The sequence below is a fragment of the Bhargavaea cecembensis genome, assembly GCF_000826125.2.
In the GTDB taxonomy this organism is placed as follows: domain Bacteria; phylum Bacillota; class Bacilli; order Bacillales_A; family Planococcaceae; genus Bhargavaea; species Bhargavaea cecembensis_B.
In genome coordinates this window covers 1,470,531-1,495,663 of sequence record NZ_LN651373.1, presented here as the reverse complement: position 1 = coordinate 1,495,663, position 25,133 = coordinate 1,470,531, and the positions used below count along the sequence as shown (strand labels likewise).

The window sequence follows — 25,133 nt, the reverse complement described above, 5'->3', positions numbered from 1 at the left end:
AAAAAGGGAAGGGCGGGCCCTTCCCCCTTAAAAGAAAGTCAGTCGTTCAGCTTGCGGAGCGCGTCGACGATCCCGACTTTGCCCGCCTGCACGTCAGCGGCCTGTTTGATGATCCGCGCCGGGACACCCGCAACGACCGCACCCGCCGGCACATCATCCGTGACGATGCTGCCGGCCGCGATGACCGCGCCGTCGCCGACCTGGACCCCTTCGAGGAGGACCGCATTCGCGCCGATGAGGACATTGTCGCCGACCGTCACCGGAGTGGCGCTCGCCGGTTCGATGACGCCGGCCAGGACGGCTCCCGCTCCGACATGGACATTCCGCCCGGTGGCGGCCCGGCCGCCGAGGACCGCATTCATGTCGACCATCGTCCCTTCGCCGACGACGGCCCCGATGTTGATGACGGCGCCCATCATGATGACGGCATGGTCGCCGATGACGGCATGCTCCCTGATATAGGCGCCCGGCTCGATCCGTGCATTGACGTTCGTTGCATCCAGAAGCGGAACGGCACTGTTCCGGCGGTCCTGTTCGATGACGACATCATCGAGCCGGTCCCGGTTCATTTCCTCGAACGGTGCCCAGTCCGCATGGTCGGCAAAAATGATATAAGAGCCGTCGCCGCCGAACACATGGAAGCTCTCCGGGAACTCTCCGCGTTCCAGTGCCGTGTTCACATAGATTTTAAGCGGCGTCGTTTTTTTGGCGTTGCTGATAAAAGAGATGATTTCTTCTGCGTTGAATTCAGTCATCGTTTAGTCAACCTCCAGGTTATCGTAAGTATAAAAACCGTTCGCTTTGCCGATGAGCCGTTCGGCCACATCGAGCGCGCCTGATGCGAATATGTCTTTCGACTGGGCATGGTGGGCGATCGTGATCGTTTCTTCATGCCCGGCGAACAGCACTTCATGTTCACCGGAGATCGTGCCGCCCCGGAGCGAATGGATCCCGATCTCCTCATCGGTCCTCCTGCCTTCCGTCTGGTGCCGGTCATGCACCGGGTGGACGCCGGGCCGGACAGACGCAATGGCGTCGTAGAGCTTGACGAGCGTTCCGCTCGGCGCATCCACTTTCTTCCGGTGATGCCGCTCCGTCAGTTCGATATCGAACGAGGGGAGAAGGGAGGCCGCGTATTTCACGATCTCCGTGAGCATATGGACGCCGAAACTCATGTTGGCGCTGAAAAAGACCGGCTGGCCGGCGGAACTCTCCTTCATCATTTCAAGCAATGCTTCTTTCTCGCCGGTCGTCGCGACGACGAGCGGCAGGCCGGTTCCGGCGGCAAGCAGCGCGGTCGTCAGGGCGGGATGCGAGAAGTCGATGACCGCATCCGCATCCGGAAGGCGTTCATCCGGACGATACACCGGATAACCGCCGGCCCGGCTTCCGCGCGTGAGGAGCACCCCCGCAATCTCATGTCCTCTTTCCTCGGCCAGGGCAGCGACACGGCGGTTCATCGCGCCGTATCCGCAAAGCAGCAACCTCATTCTCAAACCTCCATCCGAATCGATTCAAATTGGCGGATCAGCCGGCTTCGGCCCGCTGCCTCAAGCGGCAGGAGAGGGAGGCGGACTTCATAGCCGCCGAAACCGAGATGCGACGTCAGCACCTTGATCGGAATCGGGTTCACATCGACGGACAGTGCCGAAATAAGCGGGGTAAGCCGGTAGTGGATCTCCTGTGCCGCTTTCAGATCTGTTTTCGACCGCTCGAACATCTCCTGGAATTCATCGGGCACGATGTTCGCGACGACCGAGATGACCCCGTCTCCGCCGAGTGACAGGAACGGCAATGCCGTATCATCGTTTCCGCTGTACAGGGCGAATGACGGATCGGTCATGAGCCGCACCTGCGACATGTAGTTCAGGTCGCCTGTCGCGTCTTTCAGCCCGATGATCATCGGGTGCCGGCTCAGTTCCAGGACGGTGGCCGGCTCGATCGTCATGCCGGTGCGGGACGGAACGTTATACAAGATCGCCGGAAGGCCGGCCGCATCCACAATGGCCTCAAAGTGGCGGATGAGGCCCCGCTGGCTCGTTTTATTGTAGTAAGGCGTGATCAGCATGATTCCGTCGGCACCGATTTCCATCGCTTCACGGGAAGCCCGGATCGATTCGATCGTCGAGTTGGAGCCGGTGCCGGCGATGACCGGAACGCGTCCGGCCGACGTTTCCACGGCAATTTCCAGCAGCCTGCGCCTTTCTTCGGCGGTGAGCGTAGAGCCTTCTCCGGTCGTGCCGTTGATGACGAGCGCCTGGATCCGGTTATTGATCAGGTACCCGAGGTGATTGCGGAAACTAGTGTAGTCGACTTGCTGATCGGTGAATGGCGTAGTGACGGCTGCGGCGGTTCCGGTGAACAAATGATTCATGTTCCATCCCTCTTTCTATCCATAGTGTATTCCGGTTTTCCGGTTTCCGGTACGAATGCCCGGACAATGGATGAAATGTCCCATGCATCGCTCCCCAATAAAAAAACACAAGCCGGAAAATGAATCGTTTTCCGGCTTGTGGCGGTTTTGGGTTGTGCAATGCACGACCTGGAAGGTCACAAGAAGGAAGCACTCCATTATCACGAAGAATAATGACAGCCTGCACAGTGTTTCTGTACAGTCCAACAGGGGACAGCCTGCAAACCGGCCCCCATTTCGGCAAATCTCCCTTTCACCCGCGGCCGGACTGCAGCCGTTGCGGCGGGTTACTGATGATCTTTGCACCTCATCCATTGTTATTCAATTATGAATCTTGGAAACTACACTACATCATCGGGAAGCGGATGTAAAGGGGTTTGCTGAATCTTTTTTCAACTTGGTGGATCAACGGATCGTAGAAGGGCACTGGATTGTGGGTGAAGTGCGGTTTGAATACACTCAAGAAAGCAAGGCAGCAACCGGCGGCCGGTTAATGAAGCGCAGGAAGTGAACCGGTTGATTGTGAGACGGGATATGCGAATGAGATGAGATGGGACGTGGCGAGACGAGAATAAGAATGAGATGTGAGATGCGTGGAGACCGGGCTGATGAGACGGACTGAGGGTGAAATCATGATGCAGCCGGAGAAGATGAAACGAAAACCAGACAAAAACACCGGTGCAATGATGGATTGACCAAAATGTCTGCACAGACATGAATAACCAAAAAAACGCGTTTCGTCTCACTGTTTAGAGTATACTATTCAATGATACTCAACTTCCGAAAATAGAAATTATGTAAACTAAAAGCGGTGGCAGTCAAGAGAGGGTCCACTCCTGCTACCCTCTGCAGCCTATAGCCTGGAATCATTATAGCATGACCGGGATTGTCTTTTGGCCTTCTTTTGGCGGATCCGTCTTAAGCGGTCCTTCCGTCACTTCATTTGCCTATCCTGCTGTTTGTTGACTGTCCATGCAATGACAGCGACTTTCACGACAAGTTCCAAATGTCGCAGATCAGTTCCTCAATCCGGCCAAATATCCATACGCAATCCGGACTGTTTTTCTGCTGATGACCAGCCGGCATTTCTCTCACAAAATTGTCCCGGTATTCTTCGTATGAATTCTTCATTGAATCGCTGATCGGTCCATGCCGCTTTGCAGCCGACTGGCTGGCGGCTGTCTGACTGTATTCAAACTGACCCGGGAGCTGTTATACAAGCAGCGAAACCGCCTGTCGGCTGCTGTCTGCGCAATAAAAACAGATTGATTGCAAAACGATTGTTCATTGCATGCAAGTTGCATGTTCAATAGATGCAAAACTCAACTTCGATAGTTGCAAACCGAAACTGTCAGACTTTTTCTGCATTAGGATCAGCTTTCAAGTATCCTAGTTGAATCTTGCAACCATTAATCAAAATCAATAGATGTACTTTGCAACTACTGGATTCAGCCATCTCCTTTCATCGTTTTTTGCAGTTGCTGGAGGGATCGGACGATGACTTCCTTTTCAAAACCGCCCATTCCCTCGAATGCTTTTTCAAGCTGTTCCAGTATGAGTGCATCGATCTGTTCCACTGCAGATTCCCCTTCTCCGGTCAGCGAAAGGATTTGGATCCGGCGGTCCCCGGGGTACGGTCTTCTGGAGACTAATCCTGCTGAAACAAGTGACTGGATCTGCCGCGAAAACGTCGTGATGTCCATGCCGACTCCGCGGGCGGTTTCCTGCATCGACGGTTCGTTGAGGTTCTGGATTTCGTGCATGATCGTGCTCTGCTGCACCGAGACTTCCCTGCATGCGTCTTTGTGGATTTTATTCAGCTCCCCATTCAGCGTATGAAACATCCTCAGCATTTCATCCATGTAAGTCCCCTCCCCTTGAATTGATTGTACATTCAAAAAACAAAAAGCGCACCCGGAAAATCGGATGCGCTTCTTCTGTCCAATCAGCCATAACTGATTTCATCTTCATCATGGCCATCGATCCCGCCGGCAATATGGACGGTCGTTTTTAAGATGAGCTTGGATTTTTCTTTATCCACCTGCCACCGCTCGTCCGGGACGACCTCAAACGGGATCATCCTCGTTTCTTTCGAGCGGACATCTCCAAGCAATTCGATGGACTGCTTCGTGATGGTCCTGTCAACGGTGTCAAAATCGCTGTCGGGCTTATATTCATGGGTCCGGATCAGCACTTCAAGCGTCAGGTGATCAATCACCTGGTCCGCATCTCCTCCATCGATATAAATGGTGCCATTGAGCGTCTCCCCTTCTTCAAGCACCTGATTGTCGACGACCGTATCCACCTGCAGGCTGTTAATTCCGATTTTCGATAAAAAAGATTTCAGCATCTTACTCTCTCCCTGTCTCATCCGGCCGCAGATTGTTTTCGCCGTAGCGCATCTCCGGCTCGTCTTCATGCTCATCGTACCGCTTCTTGAAAAGCTTGAACAAATGAGAAGCGACGACCTTCAGCAGCGCGTATCCCGGTATCCCGAGAATGACGCCCGGGATGCCGAAAAGCGAACCTGCAGTGAGCAGGACGAAAATAATGGTGACCGGATGGATATGCATCGTTTTACCCATAATCTGCGGTGAGATAAACTTCGATTCTACGAGCTGGACGACCGTCCACACGATTGCGAGCTTCAGGATCATGAACGGCGAAGTGACGAGCGCGATGATCAATGCCGGCGTGATCGCGATGACCGGACCGAGATACGGGACAACACTCGTCACGGCAGCCAGTGCCCCGAGGACGAGCGCATATTTCATGCCGATGATCAAAAAGCCGATCGACACCATGATGCCGATGCACAACGACACGAGCACCTGGCCGAGAATATAGGCGCTCAGCTGCCGGTCCGCATCTGCGGTGATTACCATCGCGTCGTCCCGCATTCTCGGCGGAAGCAGGTTCATGATGAATCCGGGCAGCTTTTCCCCGTCCTTCAGCAGATAAAACAGGATGAACGGGACGGTCACGACCGACAGGATGATTCCGGTGAGCGTCGATATAAAGTTCGTGATTCCCGAGGCGATTCCGCCGGCAGTGTCCTGGAAGAACCCCGCGATGTCATCGAAGAACGAGTCGGTCATCTTTGCCAGGCTGAAGTTCAGGTCATTGTAATAGCTGGCAAACAGTGACGTGCTCATGTACCGGTCGATGTTGAGCATGAGTGTCCGGAAGTATTCCGGGAAGTCCGCCGCCAGGTTGTGGAACTGCGCTTTCAGGAACGGGAAGACGAGCAGGACGAGCAGCGTGATCAGCCCGATCCCCCCGATATAGATGATCGCTATCCCCCAGACCCTCGGAATCTTTGCACGCTCCAGCAGCCGGAGCACGGGCCGGAGCAGATAAAAGAGGATCATTGCCAGGATAACTGGAAGCACGACCGTCTGCAACAGCACCCGGACCGGCGTGAAGATGAAGGACACCCGGTCGTAGACGAGGATGACGAGACCGGCCAGAAGCACGGTGGCCAAAACGAACAAGGTCACCCGCCCGCCGAGGAACCGGATGACCCGTGAGCCCCCTTTTTTGTTATCTCTATTCAATTGGATCCCCCCAGGTCAGTCGGCGAATGCCGCCGCCGAATGTTCATTCAGGGAAACGCCGAGAAACTTGCCGAGCGCCTCCCGGTTGGCCGGAAGATCGATTTCGATCACGGAACCGGCGTGCGGATAAGAGCCGAACGAATAGGTGCCCTCGGCCGGGATGGTCATCCGCTCAATGTGGACGCCTCCCGTCAATGCCGCCCTCAGCACTTTCCCCAGGCCTTCCGTCCCGCCGATATCTGTTTCGACGTAGCCGGTCGCCGCTCCTGCCATTTTCGGCAGCCGCGGCAGCGTAGCCGGAGAGACCACTTCATCTTTCAGCGCGGCAAGCGCCTTCTGCTGCCGGGCCACGCGGCCGAAGTCTCCTTCGCTGTCTGCCCGAAAACGCGCATAGCCGAGAAGCTCCTTGCCGTTCAGGTTCTGTGTCCCCTGCTCAAGCGAGACGCCGATCTTCTCGGACATCGGCTTTTCAACGTCGATCGTGACGCCGTTCGGCGCGGCGATATCGATCAGCTTCTCGAAATTGTCGAAGTCGGTGACGGCGTAGTGATGGATTGGCACTCCGAACATGCCGGAGACCGTATCCTTCGCCAGCTGCACGCCGCCGAGGTAATACGCGGTGTTCAGCTTGTATGATTTATAGCCCGGGATATCGGCGTAGATGTCCCGCATGAGCGAAACGAGCTTCAGATCGCCGGACTGCCGGTTCCAGGAAGCCAGCATCATCGAATCGGAACGGGAACGGCCCGACCCGTCGTCGTCGATGCCGAGAAGCAGATAGTTCTCGATGTACGGCTGCCTCGCATCGGCAGGATCTCCGCGGAAAGGCCCGGAGTCCGGCTTTTCCCCTTTTGCCAGCTCCTTGCCCTCGTTGTATTGCCAGACCGAGTAAAGGCCGATCCCGATGAAGGCGACAAAAAGGAAGGCGAACAACGTCCTGAACGGCCGGAGCCTCCGCCGCCTCTTTCTTCCTGTCCGTGTATGTCGTTGTTCCATGATGATTCCTCCAGACTGGTATTCGTTCATAGGACGGCCCCGCCGCTCCGGGGGTTGCACCGCCTTGCCCGGCCGTCGCGCCGCATGCTACAATTTCGGCATGAAATGAAAGAGAAGGTGACGGACAGATGGCGGAAAGCAAAACTGAAAAGGCGGTGTTTGCCGGAGGCTGCTTCTGGTGCATGGTGAAGCCGTTCAAAGAGTGGGACGGCATCCACGGCCTCGTTTCCGGCTATACGGGCGGCACGGCCGCAAACCCGACCTATGAACAAGTGAAATCAGGCAAGACCGGCCATTTCGAAGCGGTCGAGATCGAATTCGATCCGGAAGTCTTCCCTTATGAGAAGCTGCTTGATGTCTACTGGCAGCAGATCGACCCGACGGACGACGGCGGACAGTTCCAGGACCGCGGCGATTCATACCGGACCGCCATCTTCTGGACGACGGACGACCAGCGAAGCAAAGCACTCCGCTCCCGGGAAGCACTCGAAGCGAGCGGCCGGTTCCAGAAACCGATCGTGACGGAAATCCTCCCGGCATCGGTCTTTTATCCTGCCGAAGACTACCACCAGGACTATTATCTCAAAGAACCGGACCATTATGAACAAGATCGCGCAATTTCCGGCCGCGATGAATTCATCCAGGACCACTGGAAAAACTGACGGCATCCGTCACGGCAGGTGTTTCTTCTCGACCGGACATCTTTTTGCCGTGCTTGCCTCCGTGCATATGCCCGGATCAGCCTGTACGAACTTGCGTTCTTCCCCTGTTGCAGGTAATATATAACAGGAAGGTGATCCCATTGAAGCTGATGCAGTGGTCCTACACGCGCAAGTATCAGGTGAAGGCCATATTTGATGACTTTCCGGAGACGGTCTTCCTGTTCAGGAGAATCGGGGACTACTACTTCCTGTTCTCTTCAAGGGGCGGTGAGTACGGTCCGCTTCCGGAGCGGCGCCATTATGCCGTCATGGAAGAACTCGTCAACGGAGAGCTCGGCACGATTGAGCATTACCGCAACCGGCGCAGTGTACGGAACCTCGGAGTTTCCTGATTTTCCGGCTGTCCCGGCCCCATTGTCTTTTTCGCGTCCCCGCCGTGTTTTGGTCCGGGGGCGCTTTATGTTATAATCGGAGCATTGTGTACAAGGAGGAGAACTCATGATTCAAGTTAGCAACGTCAGTCTTCGCTTCGGTGACCGCAAGCTGTTCGAAGACGTCAACATAAAGTTCACGCCGGGCAACTGCTACGGCCTGATCGGTGCGAACGGCGCGGGCAAGTCCACCTTCCTCAAGATTCTCTCCGGCGAACTCGAGCCGCAGACAGGAAATGTCTCGATGGGGGCCGACGAGCGTCTCGCCGTCCTGAAGCAGAACCACTATGAATACGAGGAAAACGAAGTCCTCGAGACCGTCATCATGGGCCACAAACGCCTGTTTGAAGTCATGAATGAGAAGAATTCGATCTACATGAAAGAAGACTTCTCGGACGAGGACGGCATGCGCGCCGCCGAACTGGAAGGCGAATTCGCGGAAATGAACGGCTGGGAGGCGGAGACGGATGCGTCGATCCTCCTTCAGGGCCTCGGCATCCCGGAATCGATGATGCACACGAAGATGAAAGATCTCACAGGTTCCGACAAGGTGAAGGTTCTGCTTGCACAGGCCCTGTTCGGGAAGCCCGACGTCCTGCTGCTGGATGAGCCGACCAACCACCTCGACCTGAAAGCCATCCGGTGGCTCGAGGAGTTCCTCATCAACTTTGAGAACACCGTCATCGTCGTATCCCATGACCGGCACTTCCTGAACAAGGTGTGCACGCATATCGCGGACCTCGACTTCAGCAAGATCCAGCTGTACGTCGGCAACTACGACTTCTGGTATGAATCGAGCCAGCTCGCGGCCAAGATGGCATCCGAGCAGAACAAGAAAAAAGAGGAAAAGGTCAAGGAGCTGCAGGCGTTCATCGCCCGCTTCAGCGCCAACGCCTCGAAATCCAAGCAGGCAACTTCGCGGAAAAAGACGCTCGAGAAGATCGAGCTGGACGACATCCGTCCGTCTTCCCGCCGCTATCCGTACGTCAACTTCCAGATCGGCCGGGAAATCGGCAACGATGTCCTTCAGGTGAAGGACCTGACGATCAAGGAGGAAGGCCACACATTCGCCGACAACATCAGCTTCACGATGAACAAGGAAGACAAGATCATCCTGATCGGCAACCCGCTCGCCAAGTCGGCACTCCTCGACGTCCTTGCAGGCGAAAAAGAGCCGGAATCGGGCTCGTACAAATGGGGCGTCACGACTTCCCAAGCCTACTTCCCGCAGGACAGTTCCGAGTACTTCTCCGGAAGCGAGCCGACACTCGTCGACTGGCTCCGCCAGTACTCTCCGGAAGACCAGACGGAAACCTTCCTCCGCGGCTTCCTCGGCCGGATGCTCTTCTCCGGCGAGGAAGTGAAGAAGAAGCCGTCCGTTCTTTCCGGAGGCGAGAAAGTCCGCTGCATGCTGTCGAAGATGATGCTGACGAATGCCAACGTCCTTCTTCTCGACGAGCCGACGAACCACCTCGACCTCGAATCGATCCAGGCGCTGAACAACGGCCTGATCGCATTCAAGGGCGCGATGATCTTCACTTCTCATGACCACCAGTTCATCCAGACGATCGCCAACCGCGTGATCGAGATCATGGATGACGGGACCATTCTGGACAAACAGCTCGGCTACGACGAATACCTCGAATGGCGCGATGCCCAAAGCGTCGCCAACTGAGGATGATCAAAGGGGAGACGGACATCCGTCTCCCCTTTTTTCAATGCTTCTTCAGATAGCGGCGCGCCAGCACCCCTGCGGGCAGCTTCCGGATCAGTTTCCCTCCCCGGTCGCTGATCGTTCCGAGCGTTCGCAGCAGGCGGGTGTTCCCCGTCCAGTGCTCTTCCATCACATCTTCCCCGGCACTGCCGATGAGCGTCGTGATGATGAACGACGCAACCGCCACATCGTCGAGATAGCCGCCGGGGCCGAGCAGCCCTTCCGGCAGCAAATCGATCGGCGAGATGAAATAAAGGATCCCGCTCGCGACGAGGAGACGGCTTTTCCGGTCGATCCTTCCATCTGTCAATGATTTCATGAGAAGATGGAACAGGTCGGGTGCAAACAGGACGACATCTGCGACCCTGCCCCGCTTTCCCGGCTTCTGCCCGAGCCAGCGGGCGATCCGGCTTCGCAGCTGTTTATAGAACCCTTCCTGCTCCGCGGGAGTCGGGAGCGGCTCTTTCAGTTCTTGTTTCACGCGCTGCACGTCCCTTCTGATTCTTTTTTACCATTCCGGGCACGTTTTGAAACGTCCGCGCAATGGTACACGACCTATTAAGAGAAGAGGGCATCAAAGACCCCACAACAAAAGGAGAGATGACAGATGAGAAAATGGAAATGGGCCGCCTCCGCGTCCCTCGCTCTCCTGCTTGCCGGATGCAACACCGGCGGCAGCGGCGAAACGTCGGATGGCACGGACCCGGCCGACACGGATGATGTGACCGCAGCCCCGGCCGAAGAGAACGCACCGGAGACGGAACCGTCTGAAGACACGATAACAGACGAGGCAACGGAGCAAACCGGCAGTGAAGACACAGACGCCGAAGAAGCCGACCCTGCCGGAGAAGACGGTTCAGACGAAAGCAAAGACGCAGCGGAAGAAACATCTTCCCTGTTCCCTCCTGAAGGCGCAGAGCTTCATTTCAAGGGAGAGGGTAATGAATTCGCCGAGCTCGACATCTCGGTCCGCCTGTCGGACGGCGAGTATGTCGTCCTGGACGAAGACAACGGCGGCGTGACACTGCGCAAAGCCTACCGGATCAGTGAAGACAAGATCGAACAGGTCCTCGGCAAGCCGCTCGAAGAAGATGAGCCGCTGCCGTCCAAAGAAGAACTGGTCGCCATGGAACCGATGAACACCTACCTTGCCCTTCCTGCGGAGAAAGGCGCCGAATTCGAAGGCTGGACGGTCCTCGGCAATGATGAAACGGTGGAGACGCCTTTCCGCACGTTCGACGGGGCCATCCTGATCGAAGAAAAAACGGCGGACTTCACGAACCGCTCCTGGATTGTGCCCGGATTCGGTGAAGTCAAACGGGAATCGGTCATGGAGGAAGAGGGTGAAGAGCCGTTCATCGTCACCTCCATCCTCGAATCGGCGACAGGCATTTAAAGGGGACGGAAAAAGGGGCATCCGGATTATCCGGATGCCCCTTTGGATCGTCGGCTATTACAGTTTGACGACGTTTGCAGCCTGCGGTCCGCGGTTGCCGTCGACAACTTCGAACTCGACCTGCTGGCCTTCGTCGAGCGTCTTGAAGCCTTCGCCCTGGATTGCGGAGAAGTGGACGAATACGTCGTCTTCACCTTCGACTTCGATGAAACCGAAGCCTTTTTCAGCGTTGAACCATTTTACTGTACCTTGTTTCATGATGATACCCCCAAATAAAAGTAAAAATTAATATGGAACCCTTTTGCTGAACAAAAAAATTCACATATTATAAAAAGTACCGCAAAGACCCCGATCACTTTTTATAATATGTGAATCCGTGTTTGGTCCGCCTGTTCAATTAAACACAAGTATAACATCTTTCAGTCCGTTGTCAATCGAAATTACAGAACATTTTTCATTTTCACGAAAACGGGGACGGTTGACCGTCTTTCATCGTGATCACGCCGTGATACAATTGTAGATCTTCATCGCAGTGTTCGCAGAAGCATACTTCCTTCTTCGACCAGAACGCCCAGAAGCGGCCGTCCCGCTCCGCCTCGTTGGCATGCTCGCCCCTCATCCCGCAGAGCACGTCTTCGAGCTTCTCGATCGCCTGGTCCGCCTCGGCGAAAGACCAGCGCTCAACGATCTCTTCTTCCCAGCCGTCAAACTGCCACCATGGTTCATAGTCTGCTCTCATGTAAATGATCTCATACATTCTGCTCAACCTCTTTTTTAAACCTTTGTATAGCCCCCATTCTAGCAGATTCGGCCGCCGCCTCCACATACAATGCTCGAAACGGCATGCGGTTCGTGTGCCCGCGGGCCGGGTATGCGATATAATGGAGGCATGAACGAACGGACGGAGACACGGACGGTGAAACCTTTTCCCCGTCCGCAACGTAGCTATAGTAAGATTCCGACAGGAGGTCCGGCTGATGAATTACTTTCAGCAATTCCTGACGAGGCAGGCGATCATGCTGCCGGTCAGTTTTGGGTCATGGCTCTATTTTCTTCTCGGAGCAGGGATGGGATTTGTGCCGGCGACCGGCCTGCTCATCGCCATTTACCTGGCAGGTGACTTCACGGTCCGCCAGGTGCAGACGACTTCCGAGGTCAAACGGCTCGGCATGACCCGATCCGAATTTAAACATATTGAACACCAGCTGGGCGAGGCGAAGTCCAAGCTCCGGCAATTGAATGCACATTACGGCAACATCCGGTCCGTCCAGGCATTCCGCCAGCTGAATGAGCTGAACAAGCTCTCGAAGCGCATCATCGGCATTGTCCGGCAAAACCCGAAGAAATTCTACAACGTGGAAAAGTTCTTCTATGCCCATCTCGACTCCGCCGTTGAGCTCTCTTCGAAATACGCTCTGCTGGCCAACCAGCCGACGAAGGACGAGGAGATGAAGGTCGCCCTCCAACAGACACGGGAGACCCTCGGGGACCTGAACGAGGAAATCCGGAAAGACGTGAAGCGGGCACTCGCGACCGACCTGGAGACTCTCCGGTTCGAACTGGACTATGCCGATGTTTTGACGGGTAAGGAAAGAAAGGAATTAGATGCGGCGGAAACCAAATCGCTGCCGCTGGAAGGAGATGACTCGGATGACCGAAAACAAATCGGCTCCTGAACCGATGAACACGACAATGGACGACCTGCTCGACAACCCCTTCGACCTGAAACCGGAGGCTTCCCTGCTTCCGGATGAAATGCAGACATCCGCCCCGGCGAAACCCGGTGTCGCCCTGATGGACAGGCTGAGCGAGGAAGAACGGGCCAAAGCCCGGGAACTCTCCAAGCAGATCCCCGCAGGAGACTATGAAGCGATTCTCACCTACGGGGCCAATGCGCAGAACCAGCTCTCGACGTTCTCCCACAAGATGCTTGACCACGTCCAATCAAAGGATATCGGACCGGTCGGCGATATCCTGAGCGAACTGATGGGCAAGCTCAATGAGATCGACCCGGAAGACCTCAGCGTAGAAAAGAAATCCGGCCTGAAAAAGCTGTTCGGCCGGGTCCAGCGCTCCGTACAGGAACTGATGACCAAATATCAGAAGCTGAGCACGCAGATCGACCGGATCGGCGTTCAGCTCGAACACTCCAAACGCGGGCTCATCGAGGACGTCCATATGCTCGACAACCTTTACGAGCAGAACAAAGCCTACTTCCAGGCGCTCAACGTCTACATCGCGGCCGCGGAACTGAAGCGGGACGAAATCATGAACGAGACCCTCCCCGCCCTCCGCGCCAAGGCGGAAGCATCCAACGACCAGATGGCGTTCCAGGAAGTGAATGACATGGCCCAGTTCGTGGACAGGCTCGAGAAGCGGGTCTATGATCTTCAGCTCTCGCGCCAGATCACCATCCAGAGTGCGCCGCAGATCCGGATGATCCAGCAGACGAACCAGACGCTCGCCGAAAAGATCCAGTCGTCGATCATGACATCGATCCCGCTCTGGAAAAACCAGATCGCCATCGCCCTCACGCTCAACAGACAGCGGCAGGCCGTCGAATCGCAGAAGCTCGTGACGAAGACGACGAACGACCTCCTGCTGCGGAACTCGGAAATGCTCAAGATGAACAGCATTGAAACAGCCAAAGAGAACGAACGCGGAATCGTCGAAGTCGACACGCTGAAAAAGACCCAGGAAAACCTGATCTCCACGATCGAGGAAACACTCGCCATCCAGGCCGACGGACGGGCCAAGCGGAAAGCCGCAGAAGCCGAAATCGGACGGATGGAAGAAGAGCTCAAACAGCGCCTCATCTCGGTCGCGGACAAAACACAAAACCGCCCTTCATGAGGACGGTTCCGAAGCAACGCATGAAGGATGTCATCCTTTCATGCGTTGCTTTTTATTGATGGGGAAAGCGGAAAGCGGCGTGGAGCGACCGATCCGCACTGCTTCAGCTTGCTAAAGAAGGGGCGGTACGACATGCTCCGAATTTACAAGCCATACTCCGATTTTGTGTTCCATACTCCGATTTTACGTGCCATGCTCCGATATTGTGGGCCATACTCCGATTTTACAAGCCTTACTCCGATTTTGTGTTCCATACTCCGATATTGCGAGCCATACTCCGATATTGCGAGCCATACTCCGATTTTGTGTTCCATGCTCCGATATTGCGAGCCATACTCCGATTTTGTGGTCCATACTCCGATATTGCGAGCCATGCTCCGATTTTGAGACCCTTCACTCCGACGATGCGGCGAGTGCGAGGAGCTTGCGGAGAATGCGGACGGTTTCCTCTGAAAATTGTCCGAGGGATTCGGCGGTTGCGGAGCGGTTGCCGTACATCATCCTGAACAGTTCATGCTGCCGCTCGTCGACGGGATGAGCGGACAGGAACAGGTGGATGACGATGATGCCCCGCTTCTCTGCTTCATTGACGGCTTCTGCCGTATCGACGATTCCGTTTTGTCCGTATCCGAACGCCGACGGCTCTCCGTCCGTGAAGATCAAAAGGAACTTATGGTGTTCCTGCATCTGTTCGAGGCGCTTCGTCATCCACCGAATCGCAAATCCGTCCCGGTTATCATCCCCCGCTTCCAGGCTCATGATCCTGGAGGCGTCATCCTTCCCCTCGTCCCGGAAGGAATGGAGCCAGAGGAATTCATTCGGCTGGCTTGCTTTCGAAGCGGTCCCGGCATCCTCCTGGTAAGAAGCGATGCCGTGACGGACTCCGAGCGAGTTGAGCACATCGTGGAACAGGAGGACCGCTTTTCTCGTTTCAGGCAGTTTATCCACCATGGAGCCCGAGCCGTCGACGAGCAGGCCGAATACCGCATCCAGCCGTTTCGACGGCCGCTGTTTCCGGTAAAATGGCTTCGGCCTTTCCGACAGCACGATGTCCGTCGGATTGCCCGAGAGCCGCCCGGCTGACAGCCCCTCTCTCCGATCTTCCCGTTTTTTCTCGATTCTCTTTTTCATTTCCCTCTCGACCGCCCGCACGTATGGAGCTGCCTCCATACGCCAGTCCCGGATCATCAGGAGCGTTTCAGGATCTCGATCAGGCTCCGCAACTTTCTCCCGGTAAATAACGCTTTCGTTCTCGGAGCCGAAGCCGGTCGCCTTCTTCCACTCTGCCGCGATCCCCTCCTGGCCCGCCTCCGGCTTGGATTGAGAGACGCCGGTCCGTTCATCTGCGGCAGATCGGCCCCGGCCGGTGGACGTCACCTCCATGCCTTCGCGTCCTTCCCTTGATTCGGCGGAGTCCGAACGGCCGGTCCGGCCGTGTTCGAGCTCATAGTCGAGATGCGGGCCTTTCTCGGACCGGTTGGCGTCGTGCCATGTCCTGAACAGCTCCCGGATCGACTCTTTCTCCTCCTCTTCCCCTGCCTCTCCCGTCTTGACGCCCCGGTGATAATGGAAGTCTTTCCGACCGCCTCCGAGAGACTCGCCGAGCGAATAATAAGAATGGACGAGATCGACTCCGAGCCGGCTCTCGAGCACCGGCATCAAGCGGGCCGCGATATTCACCGAGTCCCCGGTTGAGCGCGCGTCAAATGCATGGAAGAGAATCGGTTCGCTGAGCCTGGTGAGATTGCCGAACTCCTCTTCGCCCTCCGCATCCGGAAATCCGTTAAGCGCCAGAAAGAAGTGATTGAAAAGTGCATCGGCCCGGAAGCCGTGCCGGAGGTTCACCGGCAGCTGCGCCTTGTGGAATTCTGCGTAGGCTTTCCTTCTGACACCGAATGCCTTTTTCGTCCCCGGGCGCTCTTTCATGATCAGGTCGGAAAGACGGAGTTCTTCGATCATCAGGACCGTCTGTCTCAGAAATTCACGGATGGGACTGTCTTCTGTCAGCCCAGTGAATGAACGCCAGGCAGACAGGTCGAAGCCGGTCCAGAACCCCGAGGCCAGCAGATAAATATCGGACAGCCGGCCGGATTCCTGGATCTCGTCCGGACGATGCCGCCAAAATACGCTCATCGCCAGCTCGAGGTTGGCCGGACTGTACTCCAGCAGCTTCCGTTCCGTTAGCCGGATTTCCGGGTCTCCGGCCAGAGCCCGGGCAAGCCGCTCGTGACGGAGCCGTTCTTCCGCGTCGATCTGTTCGTCATTGAAATCGATGAATCGCCTGATGGAAGTCATCCGCGCCTCACCGGATCCTCGTCCGGGCAAGGTCCTGGACGAGCTGCCGTTCCCCGCGGTCTTCGAGCTTCTCGGCGATCGCATATTGAACCGCCCGTTCCATCCCGATATGGAGGGCCAGTTCCGTGGCGTCGATGAGACTGCGGATGGACGCGGCTTCATCTTCCAGCAGGCCGTTTCTGACCTGCTCCCTAAGGTCCGAAGAAATGCCGAGCATCGTATCGATCAGAACCTCCGGCGCATCGGGAAACTCACGCTCCAGAAGTTCCCGGGTCTCTTCCGTGCCGAGGTATGGAACTTGGAATGCGATGAACCGGTTTTTAAGCGCCTCATTCATCGGGACCGTCCCGACATAGCCCTCATTGATAGCGGCGAGCACGCTGAAATCCGGATGGGCGCGGATGATTTCCCCGGTGAACGGATTGGTCAGCATGCGGCGGTAGTCAAGCACGCTGTGCAGGATCGGCAGCGTCTCCGGCTTCGCCATGTTGATCTCATCGATGTAGAGGATATGGCCCTTCTTCATGGCCGTGATGACCGGACCGTCCACGAAATCGATCACGGTCTGTCCCTCCTGCTGGATGATCGTCTTGAATCCAAGCAGCGCTTCCGCATCCAGGTCGACCGAACAGTTCACCTGGTGCATCGGCTGGGCGAAAAATGCCGAGACCGACTCGGCCAGCTTCGTCTTTCCGGAACCCGTCGGCCCCTTCAGCAAAACCGGCCTCCGGATCACGACGGATGTGAGGACATCCTCCCATAAATGCGGGCCGGGCGGCACATAGCCCCCGGTCCCGACCAACAGGGACTCCTCCTCATCATATCGGCGCGCGAGGCGTTCTTTCCGTTCTTCCTCAATGATTGCTTCCATTTCCCATGCCTCCTATGCAAAAGGCCCGGCGGTTTATCCCGCCGGGCCTCCGGATCATTCAAAGTAGGTTTTGTAGTAGCCGGCCACATTGCCGGTGTTGTCTTTCACGAAAATGAATTCGTCGGTTTCATTTTTCACTTCGTATTCTTTGCCCGGTGTCAGGACGTTGGAGACGAGATACTTCGCCGCATCGGTGTGCGTGCACTTGACCGTCCGGATCGCCGGGGCGTCTTTCCATTCTGTGAATTTCATCGGTTTCTGCCCCCTCTTCAATATCCCCATTATAACGGTCGATGGCCCGTAATTCAAAGGGCAAATCGCGCTGCCGGATTGCTGCCGCAGAAAGGGACGATGCGTCTTTGAAAAATAACGCGACAAGATCGCTGCCACGAAAACACTCAATGCGCCTTCGAAAATCCCACCGGCAATACTGCACCTCCGAATACACGCGGTGCGCCTCTGAATCTCCCGCACGCACTTTTGAAAATCCATCCACCGGAATCGCTACCACGAAAACGCACAACGTGCCTTCGAAAATTCCCTACGGCAATATCCCGCCTCCGAAAACACGCGGTGAGCCTCCGAATTTCTCACACGTGCCCTTGAAAATCCGCACCGCTGAATCGCTACCGTGAAAACACACAACGCGCCTTCGAAAATCCCACCGGCAATACCCCGCCTCCGAAAACACGCCATGCGCTTCCGGATCACCCGCACGCGCCCTTGAAAATCCGCACCGCTGAATCGCTACCACGAAAACGCACAACGCGCCTTCGAAAATCCCACCGGCAATACCCCGCCTCCGAAAATATGCGGTGCGCCTCTGAATCACCCGCACGCGCCTTTGAAAATCCATGCACCTAAATCGCCACCACGAAAACATCACAACGCGCTAGAATTCCCACGCCCCCAACTCTCCTGCCAACAGAAAAAGCCTCCCGAAGGAGGCTTTTTCATCAGATGGGATCCGATCAGGAACCGAGAAGGAGGTCTTCAGGGTTTTCGATCATTTCTTTGACGGTCTTGAGGAAGCCGACGGAGTCTTTTCCGTCGATGACGCGGTGGTCATAGGAGAGCGCCACGTACATCATCGGGCGGATTTCGACGTTGTCGCCGACTGCGACCGGACGTTTCTGGATGGTGTGCATGCCGAGGATGCCCACCTGGGTGCCGTTCAGGATCGGTGTCGAGAACAGGGATCCGAAGACGCCGCCGTTCGTGATGGTGAACGATCCGCCGCTCAGGTCGGACAGGGCGAGCTTCTTGTCGCGTGCTTTCGTTGCGAGTTCCGCGATGTCTTTCTCGATTTCCGCAAAGTTCTTGCGGTCGGCGTCGCGGACAACCGGCACGACGAGGCCTTCTTCAGTCGATACGGCGATGCCGACATCGTAGAAGTTCTTGAGGAGAAGGTCTTTGCCGTCGAGTTCGGAGTTCACATACGGGTATTGCTTGAGCGCAGCGACGACAGCCTTCGTGAAGAAGGACATGAAGCCGAGGCGGGCGCCGAATTTCTTCTCGAACTCGTCTTTCTTGCGCTTGCGGAGTTCCATGACGTTCGTCATGTCGATTTCGTTGAATGTCGTCAGCATCGCCGTGTTCTGGCGGACTTCCAGCAGGCGGTTTGCGATCGTCTGGCGGCGGCGGGACATTTTCTCGCGTGTTACGCGGCCTGTCTCTTCGTCGGACGAAGGTGCAGCGGCCTTGGCTGCCGGCTGTTGCGGCTTGGCCTGCTGTTTCGGTGCTGCGGCTGCAGCTTCAACGTCCTGGACGCGCACTCGGCCCATCGGATCGACCGGTGTGATCGATGCGAGATCGATGCCTTTTTCGCGGGCGAGCTTGCGTGCGGCCGGGCTGGCGATCGTGCGGTCCGTCGAAGAAGATTCTTCGACGGAAGCTTCAGGAGCCGGAGCTGCAGGAGTTGCTGGAGCAGCTTCCTGTTTCGGTGCTTCCTGTTTCGGTTCTTCAGCTTTTGGAGCCGGAGCTGCCGCAGCGCCGGATCCTTCGCCGACAACGGCGATGACTTGGCCGACTTCGACCGTGTCGCCTTCTTCTGCGAGCAGTTCCTGGACGATGCCGGCTTCTTCGGAGATGACTTCGACGTTGACTTTGTCGGTTTCAAGCTCGACGATGAATTCACCTTTGTCGACCGTGTCGCCGGGCTGTTTCAGCCACTGGGCGATTGTTCCTTCCGTGATGGATTCAGCAAGTTCAGGCACTTTGATTTCTGCCAAGGTGTTTTCCTCCTTATGGTCATGCAAATGGGATTCATTTGCTCAATGCAGTTTGGATGATGCGATCCTGTTCGATCTTATGGGATTTGCCGTCGCCTTCCGAAGGGCTGGATCGTTTGATGCGTCCGTTGTAGCGGACTTCCTTGCCTTCGGCGATCTCCCGGATGTACGGTTCTGCGAACGACCAGCTGCCCATGTTCTGAGGTTCTTCCTGAACCCACATGAATTCTTTCACATTCGGGAAGCGTGCGACGATCTCTTTGATTTGCTCTGCCGGGAACGGATACAGCTGTTCCACACGGATGATGTGCAGCCATTCCGGCTCTTCTCCCTCTTTCACCTTTTCGGCGAGGTCGATGGCCATCTTGCCGCTGGCGAACGCGATCCGCTCGACTTTCTTCGGCTTCGCTCCGAGGCCCGGCTGTTCAAGAACGGTCTGGAACTTACCTTCCGTCAGATCTTCCAAGTCGGCCCCGACGAGCGGGTGGCGAAGAAGGGACTTCGGTGTCGTGATGACGAGCGGACGGCTCGCCTCTTCACCGAGGTGCTCGGCCTGGCGGCGGAGAATGTGGAAGTAGTTCGCCGCGCTCGACAGATTCGCGACTGTCCAGTTATTCTCGGCCGACATCTGGAGGTAGCGCTCGATGCGTGCGCTCGAGTGCTCCGGTCCCTGTCCTTCATAGCCGTGAGGAAGCAGCATGACGAGCCCCGTGTTCTGTCCCCATTTCGACTTGCTGGACGAGATGAACTGGTCGAACATCATCTGGGCCATGTTGGCAAAGTCGCCGTACTGGGCTTCCCAGATGACGAGCGCATTCCGGTCCTCGAGCGAGTAGCCGAATTCATAGGCGACGATCGACGCTTCGCTGAGCGGGCTGTTGTAGACCGCGAACGAGGCTTTCGAGTCGCTGATGTGGTGAAGCGGGACATATTCGGTTCCGTCCTGTTCATCGTGAAGGACAAGGTGGCGCTGTGCGAACGTGCCGCGCTGCGCGTCTTGTCCGGACATGCGGATCGGATGGCCGTCCTGGAGAATGGAGCCGAAGGCGAGCGTCTCCGCATGCGCCCAGTCGATCTTCCCTTTTCCGTTGAACGGTTCTTCACGGCGCTTCAGGATGCGCGAAAGCTTCTTGAACACATTGAAGTCCTGCGGCCACTCGAGAAGCTCTTCGTTCATCTTCCGCAACCGGTCTTCCGCCACGCCGGTGTCGCTGCCCGGGTAGCCGGCCATGATCTCTTCCGGCGTCGAGTTGTCCGGCGTATCCTTGCCCGATGTTTCCTTCACGCGGTCATAGGCTTCCTGCATGATGCCGAACGTCTGCTCGTCCAGGTTCCTGACGTCGTCTTCGGAAACGATCCCCTGTTCGGCGAGCTGCTGCCCGTAAAGTTCGCGGACCGTCGGATGCTGGTGGATATCGTGGTACATGAGCGGATTGGTGACGAGCGGCTCATCCATCTCGTTGTGTCCGAACCGGCGGTAGCCGAGCAGGTCGATCAGAATGTCCTTGCCGAAGCGCGTGCGGTATTCAAATGCCATTTTCGCAACGGCGATGACCATTTCCGGCGAGTCCGCGTTGACGTGGATGATCGGCACTTCATAGCCTTTCGCGGGATCGGATGCATAGAGCGTCGAGCGGGAATCATAGTGCTCCGTCGTGAAGCCGATCATGTTGTTGGCGATGACGTGGACCGATCCGCCGTTGTTGAAGCCGCGGGTCCGGCTGTAGTTGAATGTCTCGGTGTTGATGCCTTCGCCGGTGAACGCCGCGTCCCCGTGGACCAGGACCGCAAAAGCGCGTTCCGGATGCTGGACGGGAAGTCCCGGTTCGTCGGTCGAGTCCTGCGCCGCACGGGTTTGTCCCGTGATGACCGGGTTCACCACTTCAAGGTGGGACGGGTTGTACGCAAGCTTGACCTTCAGGCCGTCAGGAGTATTATGGGTTGCCCCCATATGGTATTTCACGTCGCCGAACCAGCCGCGGGACAGTTCGAGTGAACCGTCTGTCGGCATGAAGGGCTCTTCCGACAGACCGGCAAACTGGGCGAACATGATCTCATACGGCTTGTTCAGCACATGGGTCAGCACGTTGAGCCGGCCGCGGTGCGCCATGCCGATGAGCACTTCTTTCATGGACTGCTCTTTCGTGTTGCGGACAAGCTCATCAATCAGCACGACGAGCGTGTCGAGGCCCTCGATCGAGAAGCGCTTGGCGCCGACAAACGTACGATGGATGAACTTTTCGAAGCCTTCCACTTTCGTCAGCCGGTCGAGCAGCTCTTTTTTCTCCTCATCGGAAAGAGCCGGCTTGACGGAGCCCGATTCGATGTAGTGCTGAAGCCAGTTGCGCTCTTCCGGATCGATCACCTGCGCATATTCGTAGGCGGCCTTTCCGGTATAGACTTCCCGGAGACGACGGATGGCGTCCAGGCCGTTCATCACGCCTGCCGGCACGTCCCGGAAAAAGAGGGACGCCGGAAGTGCTTCCAGGTCTTCATCTCCAAGTCCGTATGCGGACGGCTCGATGCGCGAGGAATCCCGCTCGAAGTCCTTGAGCGGGTAAATATCCGCCGCCAGGTGTCCGTAGAGGCGGATGGCGTCTGCCAGCTGAACCGCTGCAATCGCCTTTCCGATATCGGCCGAAGACGCGCCGGCGCCTTGCTCGACCGTTGTTCCGCCGGCTGCCGGAGCGGCAGGCGGTCCGAAGTTCCTGAACAGTTCCGCGAGTTCAGGTTCGACCTGTTCGGGGTTCTCCCGGTACAGGTCATACTGCTCCATCACATATCCGAGGTTCGGCCCGGAAAAGGACCCCCAGGGCGATCCGGGAGCGGCAAAATTGTTTGACATGTAGATACCCTCCACTTTTTCGCACGGCATCGTGTATTTATTTGATCCGCCTTAATTTTAGCATGCCGGCCTCAGGACTTAAAGGGAACCGGCACGCCGGGCGATACCTGCGTTTTGTCCATATCAATCTTACTACTGTGCTGATAAAATACAATCATTTTTTACTGAAAAACGGGGCATGTACGCTGAAAGCGGATACATGCCCCATAATTACCCGATTTGGTTGTCCATCATGCAGAAAAGCAGGAAACAAGCCCTGAAAATCAGGCATTCGATGCAAATTGCAAAATGAGCGACGCCATTTCTTCCGGCGTTTTCGGCTGCTCCGCCTGCTCCATTGCGAGAATCATCCGCTGCGTGTTTTCTGTCATCGACCGGACCGCCTCCCTGAATGACTCCTTCGACACCTTTTCCTCCTCGAGGACTTCGGCGAAACCGGCTTTTAAGAAAAGGCGGGCGTTCAGGATCTGGTCCCCCCGGCTCTTCTCGGCCGACAGCGGGATGAGCAGCATCGGGATCTGCAGGGCCAGAAATTCGAAGATGGAATTGGAGCCTGCCCGGGAAACGACGCCGTCCGCCGCCTTTAGGAGATCCTTTAGCCCGTCGGTCACGTATTCGAACTGGGCATATCCGCCGAGTCCTTCCAGATCCCGGTCAAGGTGGCCCTTCCCGCACAGGTGGATCACTTCATGGGTCTGCAGCAGTTCCGGAAGATTGGAACGGACTGCGTCATTCAAAACAGCAGAGCCCTGGCTTCCGCCCATGACGAGCAACACCGGCCGGGAGCCGGAAAGCCCGGCCAGGCGGAGCCCCTCCTTTTTGGAGCCTTCAAAGAGCTCCGGCCGGATGATCGGACCCGAACAGGTCGCTTCGGCTTTCTTGACATGCGGCACAGTCTCCGGAAAGACGGTGAACACATGATCCGCAAACGGCATCGCCAGGCGGTTCGCGAGCCCCGGCGTCACATCCGATTCATGGATGAGGACCGGCACGCCCGCCATCCTCCCCGCGAGCGCCACCGGTACGGAAACGAACCCGCCTTTAGAGAAGATCAGTTCGGGCTTCAGCTTCCGGATGGTCCGGTAGGCCTGCAGGACACCCGCTCCGACCTTGAACGGATCCGTGAAATTCTTCATGGAAAAATACCGGCGCAGCTTGCCGCTTTGGATTTCGTGGTACGGCACGCCGGGAAATGAATCCTGTATCAACTTTTTTTCAATTCCATCTTTCGAACCGATATAATGAACATCGTAGCCCTTTTCTGACAGCGGGGGGATGATGGCCTGGTTCAGCGACACGTGGCCGGCCGTCCCTCCGCCAGTCAGGACGATCTTGGGTGATTCCAAATCAATAACCTCTATTCCTGTTCAGTCTTTCATCCATATGAAAGCATTATCCATCGTAGCACGGAGGAAATCAACCCATTCCGGGACTCTCAACATCAGAAGGAGGCTTCTTCATTGAACGGGGAAACAACTTTTACGGGCAAGATCCCGATCATCGGCAAAGTCGTTCTGCCGATCCTCATCACACAGGTTGCGATGTACCTGATGACGTTCTTTGATATCGTCATGACCGGGCGGTACGACTCCGCCCATCTCGCCGGCGTCACGATCGGCTCCTCTTTCTGGAATCCGGTCTATACCGGGCTCGCCGGTATTCTCCTGTCGGTGACCCCGATCGTCGCACAGGCGATCGGCGGCCACCGGAAAAAAGAAGTGCGCCCGACCGTCCAGCAGGGCCTGTATATCAGTGTCGTCCTGTCGGCGATCGTCTTCGGACTGCTTCAGCTCGTCATCCGCCTCGGGCTGAGCAATATGCCGATCGAGTCGGCCGTCCGGGAAACGGCGGCCGGCTACCTGAGTGCGATGAGCCTCGGCCTGTTCCCGCTGTTCGCCTACAACGTCATCCGCTCGTTCATCGATGCGATGGCCGCCACCCGGGTGACGATGGGCATCACGCTGCTGTCCGCGCCGATCAATATATTGTTCAACTACCTGTTCATCTTCGGCAAGTTCGGCTTTCCGGAACTGGGCGGCGCGGGAGCGGGAGTCGCGTCAGCCATTACATACTGGCTCGTCTTCCTGATCGCCATGTTCGTCGTGCACGGCCGGCGCCCGTTCGCCGCCTACCGGCTGTTTGCCGGCTGGCAGAAGCCGTCCCTCGCCAAGTGGAAGGAAATCGTTGCGCTCGGTGTGCCGATCGGCATCGCCATCTTCACCGAAACGAGCATCTTCGCCGTCGTCACCCTGTTCATGAGCACATATTCAACCGAGACGATCTCCGCCCACCAGATCGCGCTCAATTTCTCGTCGCTCCTGTACATGATCCCGCTCAGCCTGTCGATGGGCGCGACCATCCTCGTCGGGCAGGCGGAAGGGGCCGGCAGACGGAAAGACGCCATCCAGTTCAGCTGGCTCGGCGTCCTGATGGCGATTGCCGTCAGCCTCGTATCCATCGTGATTCTCATCCTGTTTCGCAACGGCATCGCGTCCCTCTATACGGATGACCCGGCGATCATCCGGCTCGCCGTCCAGTTCTTCCTGTTCGCGGCGCTGTTCCAGCTGTCGGATGCGATCCAGGCACCTGTCCAGGGGGCGCTGCGCGGTTACAAAGACGTCAACGTGACGTTCATCATGGCGATCGTCTCCTACTGGGTGATCGGACTCCCGGTCGGCTACGCGGTCGCCCGTCTCACGGACCTCGGACCGTTCGGCTACTGGGTCGGCCTCATCACGGGCCTGACCGCGGGGGCGATCACGCTGTCCATCCGGCTCGTGCTGATCCAGAAACGGCCGCCGAAGGCCGGGGATCCGGAATACACAGCCAAATAAAGCGAAACGGGAAAACGGCAAGGACGGAGTCAAAC

The 25,133-nt window shown here is 56.7% G+C and carries 23 protein-coding genes and 1 riboswitch; of the genes, 7 read left to right on the top strand and 16 right to left on the bottom strand.

Annotated elements, in window-relative coordinates:
• Positions 1 to 38: 38 nt before the first annotated feature.
• From dapD to BN1189_RS12795, 7 genes are all read right to left on the bottom strand, one after another.
• Positions 39 to 755 carry a 2,3,4,5-tetrahydropyridine-2,6-dicarboxylate N-acetyltransferase gene (gene dapD, locus BN1189_RS12825; protein ID WP_040228613.1) on the bottom strand — a complete coding sequence of 239 codons (717 nt, stop codon included), beginning with the start codon at positions 753 to 755 and terminating at the stop codon, positions 39 to 41.
• A gap of 3 nt (positions 756 to 758) precedes the next feature.
• Positions 759 to 1,490 (bottom strand): 4-hydroxy-tetrahydrodipicolinate reductase, encoded by a 732-nt coding sequence (dapB, locus tag BN1189_RS12820; RefSeq protein ID WP_040228612.1) that lies wholly within the window; start codon positions 1,488 to 1,490, stop codon positions 759 to 761.
• Positions 1,491 to 1,492: 2 nt separating this feature from the next.
• The gene (dapA, locus tag BN1189_RS12815; protein ID WP_040228610.1) at positions 1,493 to 2,374 is read right to left on the bottom strand and encodes a 4-hydroxy-tetrahydrodipicolinate synthase; all 882 of its coding nucleotides are present in this window, start codon (positions 2,372 to 2,374) and stop codon (positions 1,493 to 1,495) included.
• Between the two features lie 179 nt (positions 2,375 to 2,553).
• Positions 2,554 to 2,732: riboswitch (Lysine riboswitch) on the bottom strand.
• Between the two features lie 1,129 nt (positions 2,733 to 3,861).
• Positions 3,862 to 4,275, bottom strand: a complete 414-nt coding sequence (locus BN1189_RS12810) for a MarR family winged helix-turn-helix transcriptional regulator (RefSeq protein ID WP_040228609.1) — start codon at positions 4,273 to 4,275, stop codon at positions 3,862 to 3,864.
• A gap of 83 nt (positions 4,276 to 4,358) precedes the next feature.
• Positions 4,359 to 4,763: a sporulation protein gene (locus BN1189_RS12805; RefSeq protein ID WP_040228608.1), complete on the bottom strand. Its 405-nt coding sequence runs from the start codon at positions 4,761 to 4,763 to the stop codon at positions 4,359 to 4,361.
• Between the two features lies 1 nt (position 4,764).
• On the bottom strand, positions 4,765 to 5,970 hold the full coding sequence (locus BN1189_RS12800; RefSeq protein ID WP_179860955.1) for an AI-2E family transporter: 1,206 nt from the start codon (positions 5,968 to 5,970) through the stop codon (positions 4,765 to 4,767).
• 15 nt (positions 5,971 to 5,985) lie between these two features.
• Entirely contained in the window at positions 5,986 to 6,966 is a 981-nt protein-coding gene (locus BN1189_RS12795) for an LCP family protein (RefSeq protein ID WP_040228605.1), read from the bottom strand.
• Between the two features lie 128 nt (positions 6,967 to 7,094).
• Between BN1189_RS12795 and msrA the strand changes: the two genes are divergently transcribed.
• From msrA to BN1189_RS12780, 3 genes are all read left to right on the top strand, one after another.
• Positions 7,095 to 7,628 (top strand): peptide-methionine (S)-S-oxide reductase MsrA, encoded by a 534-nt coding sequence (gene msrA, locus BN1189_RS12790; protein WP_040228604.1) that lies wholly within the window; start codon positions 7,095 to 7,097, stop codon positions 7,626 to 7,628.
• A 149-nt stretch (positions 7,629 to 7,777) separates the two neighbouring features.
• On the top strand, positions 7,778 to 8,020 hold the full coding sequence (locus BN1189_RS12785) for a hypothetical protein (protein ID WP_257125456.1): 243 nt from the start codon (positions 7,778 to 7,780) through the stop codon (positions 8,018 to 8,020).
• Positions 8,021 to 8,126: 106 nt separating this feature from the next.
• Positions 8,127 to 9,734: an ABC-F family ATP-binding cassette domain-containing protein gene (locus tag BN1189_RS12780; RefSeq protein WP_040228601.1), complete on the top strand. Its 1,608-nt coding sequence runs from the start codon at positions 8,127 to 8,129 to the stop codon at positions 9,732 to 9,734.
• A 40-nt stretch (positions 9,735 to 9,774) separates the two neighbouring features.
• Here BN1189_RS12780 and BN1189_RS12775 read toward each other — a convergent pair whose 3' ends face one another.
• Complete coding sequence (locus tag BN1189_RS12775; protein WP_040228599.1) at positions 9,775 to 10,254, bottom strand: YkvA family protein; 480 nt, start codon at positions 10,252 to 10,254, stop codon at positions 9,775 to 9,777.
• A 126-nt stretch (positions 10,255 to 10,380) separates the two neighbouring features.
• Between BN1189_RS12775 and BN1189_RS12770 the strand changes: the two genes are divergently transcribed.
• Entirely contained in the window at positions 10,381 to 11,169 is a 789-nt protein-coding gene (locus BN1189_RS12770; protein WP_052455850.1) for a hypothetical protein, read from the top strand.
• Positions 11,170 to 11,226: 57 nt separating this feature from the next.
• Here the strand turns inward: BN1189_RS12770 and BN1189_RS12765 are convergent, their stop codons facing one another.
• Both BN1189_RS12765 and BN1189_RS12760 read right to left on the bottom strand, forming a co-directional pair.
• Entirely contained in the window at positions 11,227 to 11,427 is a 201-nt protein-coding gene (locus BN1189_RS12765; protein ID WP_040228597.1) for a cold-shock protein, read from the bottom strand.
• A 202-nt stretch (positions 11,428 to 11,629) separates the two neighbouring features.
• Entirely contained in the window at positions 11,630 to 11,926 is a 297-nt protein-coding gene (locus tag BN1189_RS12760; RefSeq protein ID WP_040228596.1) for a DUF1033 family protein, read from the bottom strand.
• 220 nt (positions 11,927 to 12,146) lie between these two features.
• Between BN1189_RS12760 and BN1189_RS12755 the strand changes: the two genes are divergently transcribed.
• Both BN1189_RS12755 and BN1189_RS12750 read left to right on the top strand, forming a co-directional pair.
• Positions 12,147 to 12,845 carry a 5-bromo-4-chloroindolyl phosphate hydrolysis family protein gene (locus tag BN1189_RS12755; RefSeq protein ID WP_040228595.1) on the top strand — a complete coding sequence of 233 codons (699 nt, stop codon included), beginning with the start codon at positions 12,147 to 12,149 and terminating at the stop codon, positions 12,843 to 12,845.
• Entirely contained in the window at positions 12,820 to 14,022 is a 1,203-nt protein-coding gene (locus tag BN1189_RS12750; protein WP_040228593.1) for a toxic anion resistance protein, read from the top strand. The genes BN1189_RS12755 and BN1189_RS12750 overlap by 26 nt, the downstream gene beginning before the upstream one ends.
• 393 nt (positions 14,023 to 14,415) lie before the next feature.
• On the opposite strand, the gene BN1189_RS12745 is transcribed toward BN1189_RS12750, so the two are convergent.
• From BN1189_RS12745 to BN1189_RS12720, 6 genes are all read right to left on the bottom strand, one after another.
• Positions 14,416 to 16,317: a vWA domain-containing protein gene (locus BN1189_RS12745; protein WP_040228592.1), complete on the bottom strand. Its 1,902-nt coding sequence runs from the start codon at positions 16,315 to 16,317 to the stop codon at positions 14,416 to 14,418.
• 7 nt (positions 16,318 to 16,324) lie between these two features.
• Positions 16,325 to 17,188: an ATP-binding protein gene (locus BN1189_RS12740; protein WP_040228591.1), complete on the bottom strand. Its 864-nt coding sequence runs from the start codon at positions 17,186 to 17,188 to the stop codon at positions 16,325 to 16,327.
• 54 nt (positions 17,189 to 17,242) lie between these two features.
• Positions 17,243 to 17,440, bottom strand: coding sequence for a DUF6501 family protein (locus tag BN1189_RS12735; RefSeq protein WP_040228590.1), 198 nt, complete (start codon positions 17,438 to 17,440; stop codon positions 17,243 to 17,245).
• 719 nt (positions 17,441 to 18,159) lie between these two features.
• On the bottom strand, positions 18,160 to 19,419 hold the full coding sequence (odhB, locus tag BN1189_RS12730) for a 2-oxoglutarate dehydrogenase complex dihydrolipoyllysine-residue succinyltransferase (protein ID WP_040228589.1): 1,260 nt from the start codon (positions 19,417 to 19,419) through the stop codon (positions 18,160 to 18,162).
• 34 nt (positions 19,420 to 19,453) lie between these two features.
• A complete protein-coding gene (locus BN1189_RS12725) occupies positions 19,454 to 22,264 on the bottom strand; it encodes a 2-oxoglutarate dehydrogenase E1 component (RefSeq protein WP_040228588.1) in 2,811 nt (936 codons plus the stop codon).
• Between the two features lie 263 nt (positions 22,265 to 22,527).
• Complete coding sequence (locus BN1189_RS12720) at positions 22,528 to 23,610, bottom strand: undecaprenyldiphospho-muramoylpentapeptide beta-N-acetylglucosaminyltransferase (protein WP_040228587.1); 1,083 nt, start codon at positions 23,608 to 23,610, stop codon at positions 22,528 to 22,530.
• A 114-nt stretch (positions 23,611 to 23,724) separates the two neighbouring features.
• On the opposite strand from BN1189_RS12720, the gene BN1189_RS12715 reads away from it, so the two are divergent.
• Positions 23,725 to 25,098, top strand: coding sequence for an MATE family efflux transporter (locus BN1189_RS12715; RefSeq protein WP_052455849.1), 1,374 nt, complete (start codon positions 23,725 to 23,727; stop codon positions 25,096 to 25,098).
• Positions 25,099 to 25,133: the final 35 nt, after the last annotated feature.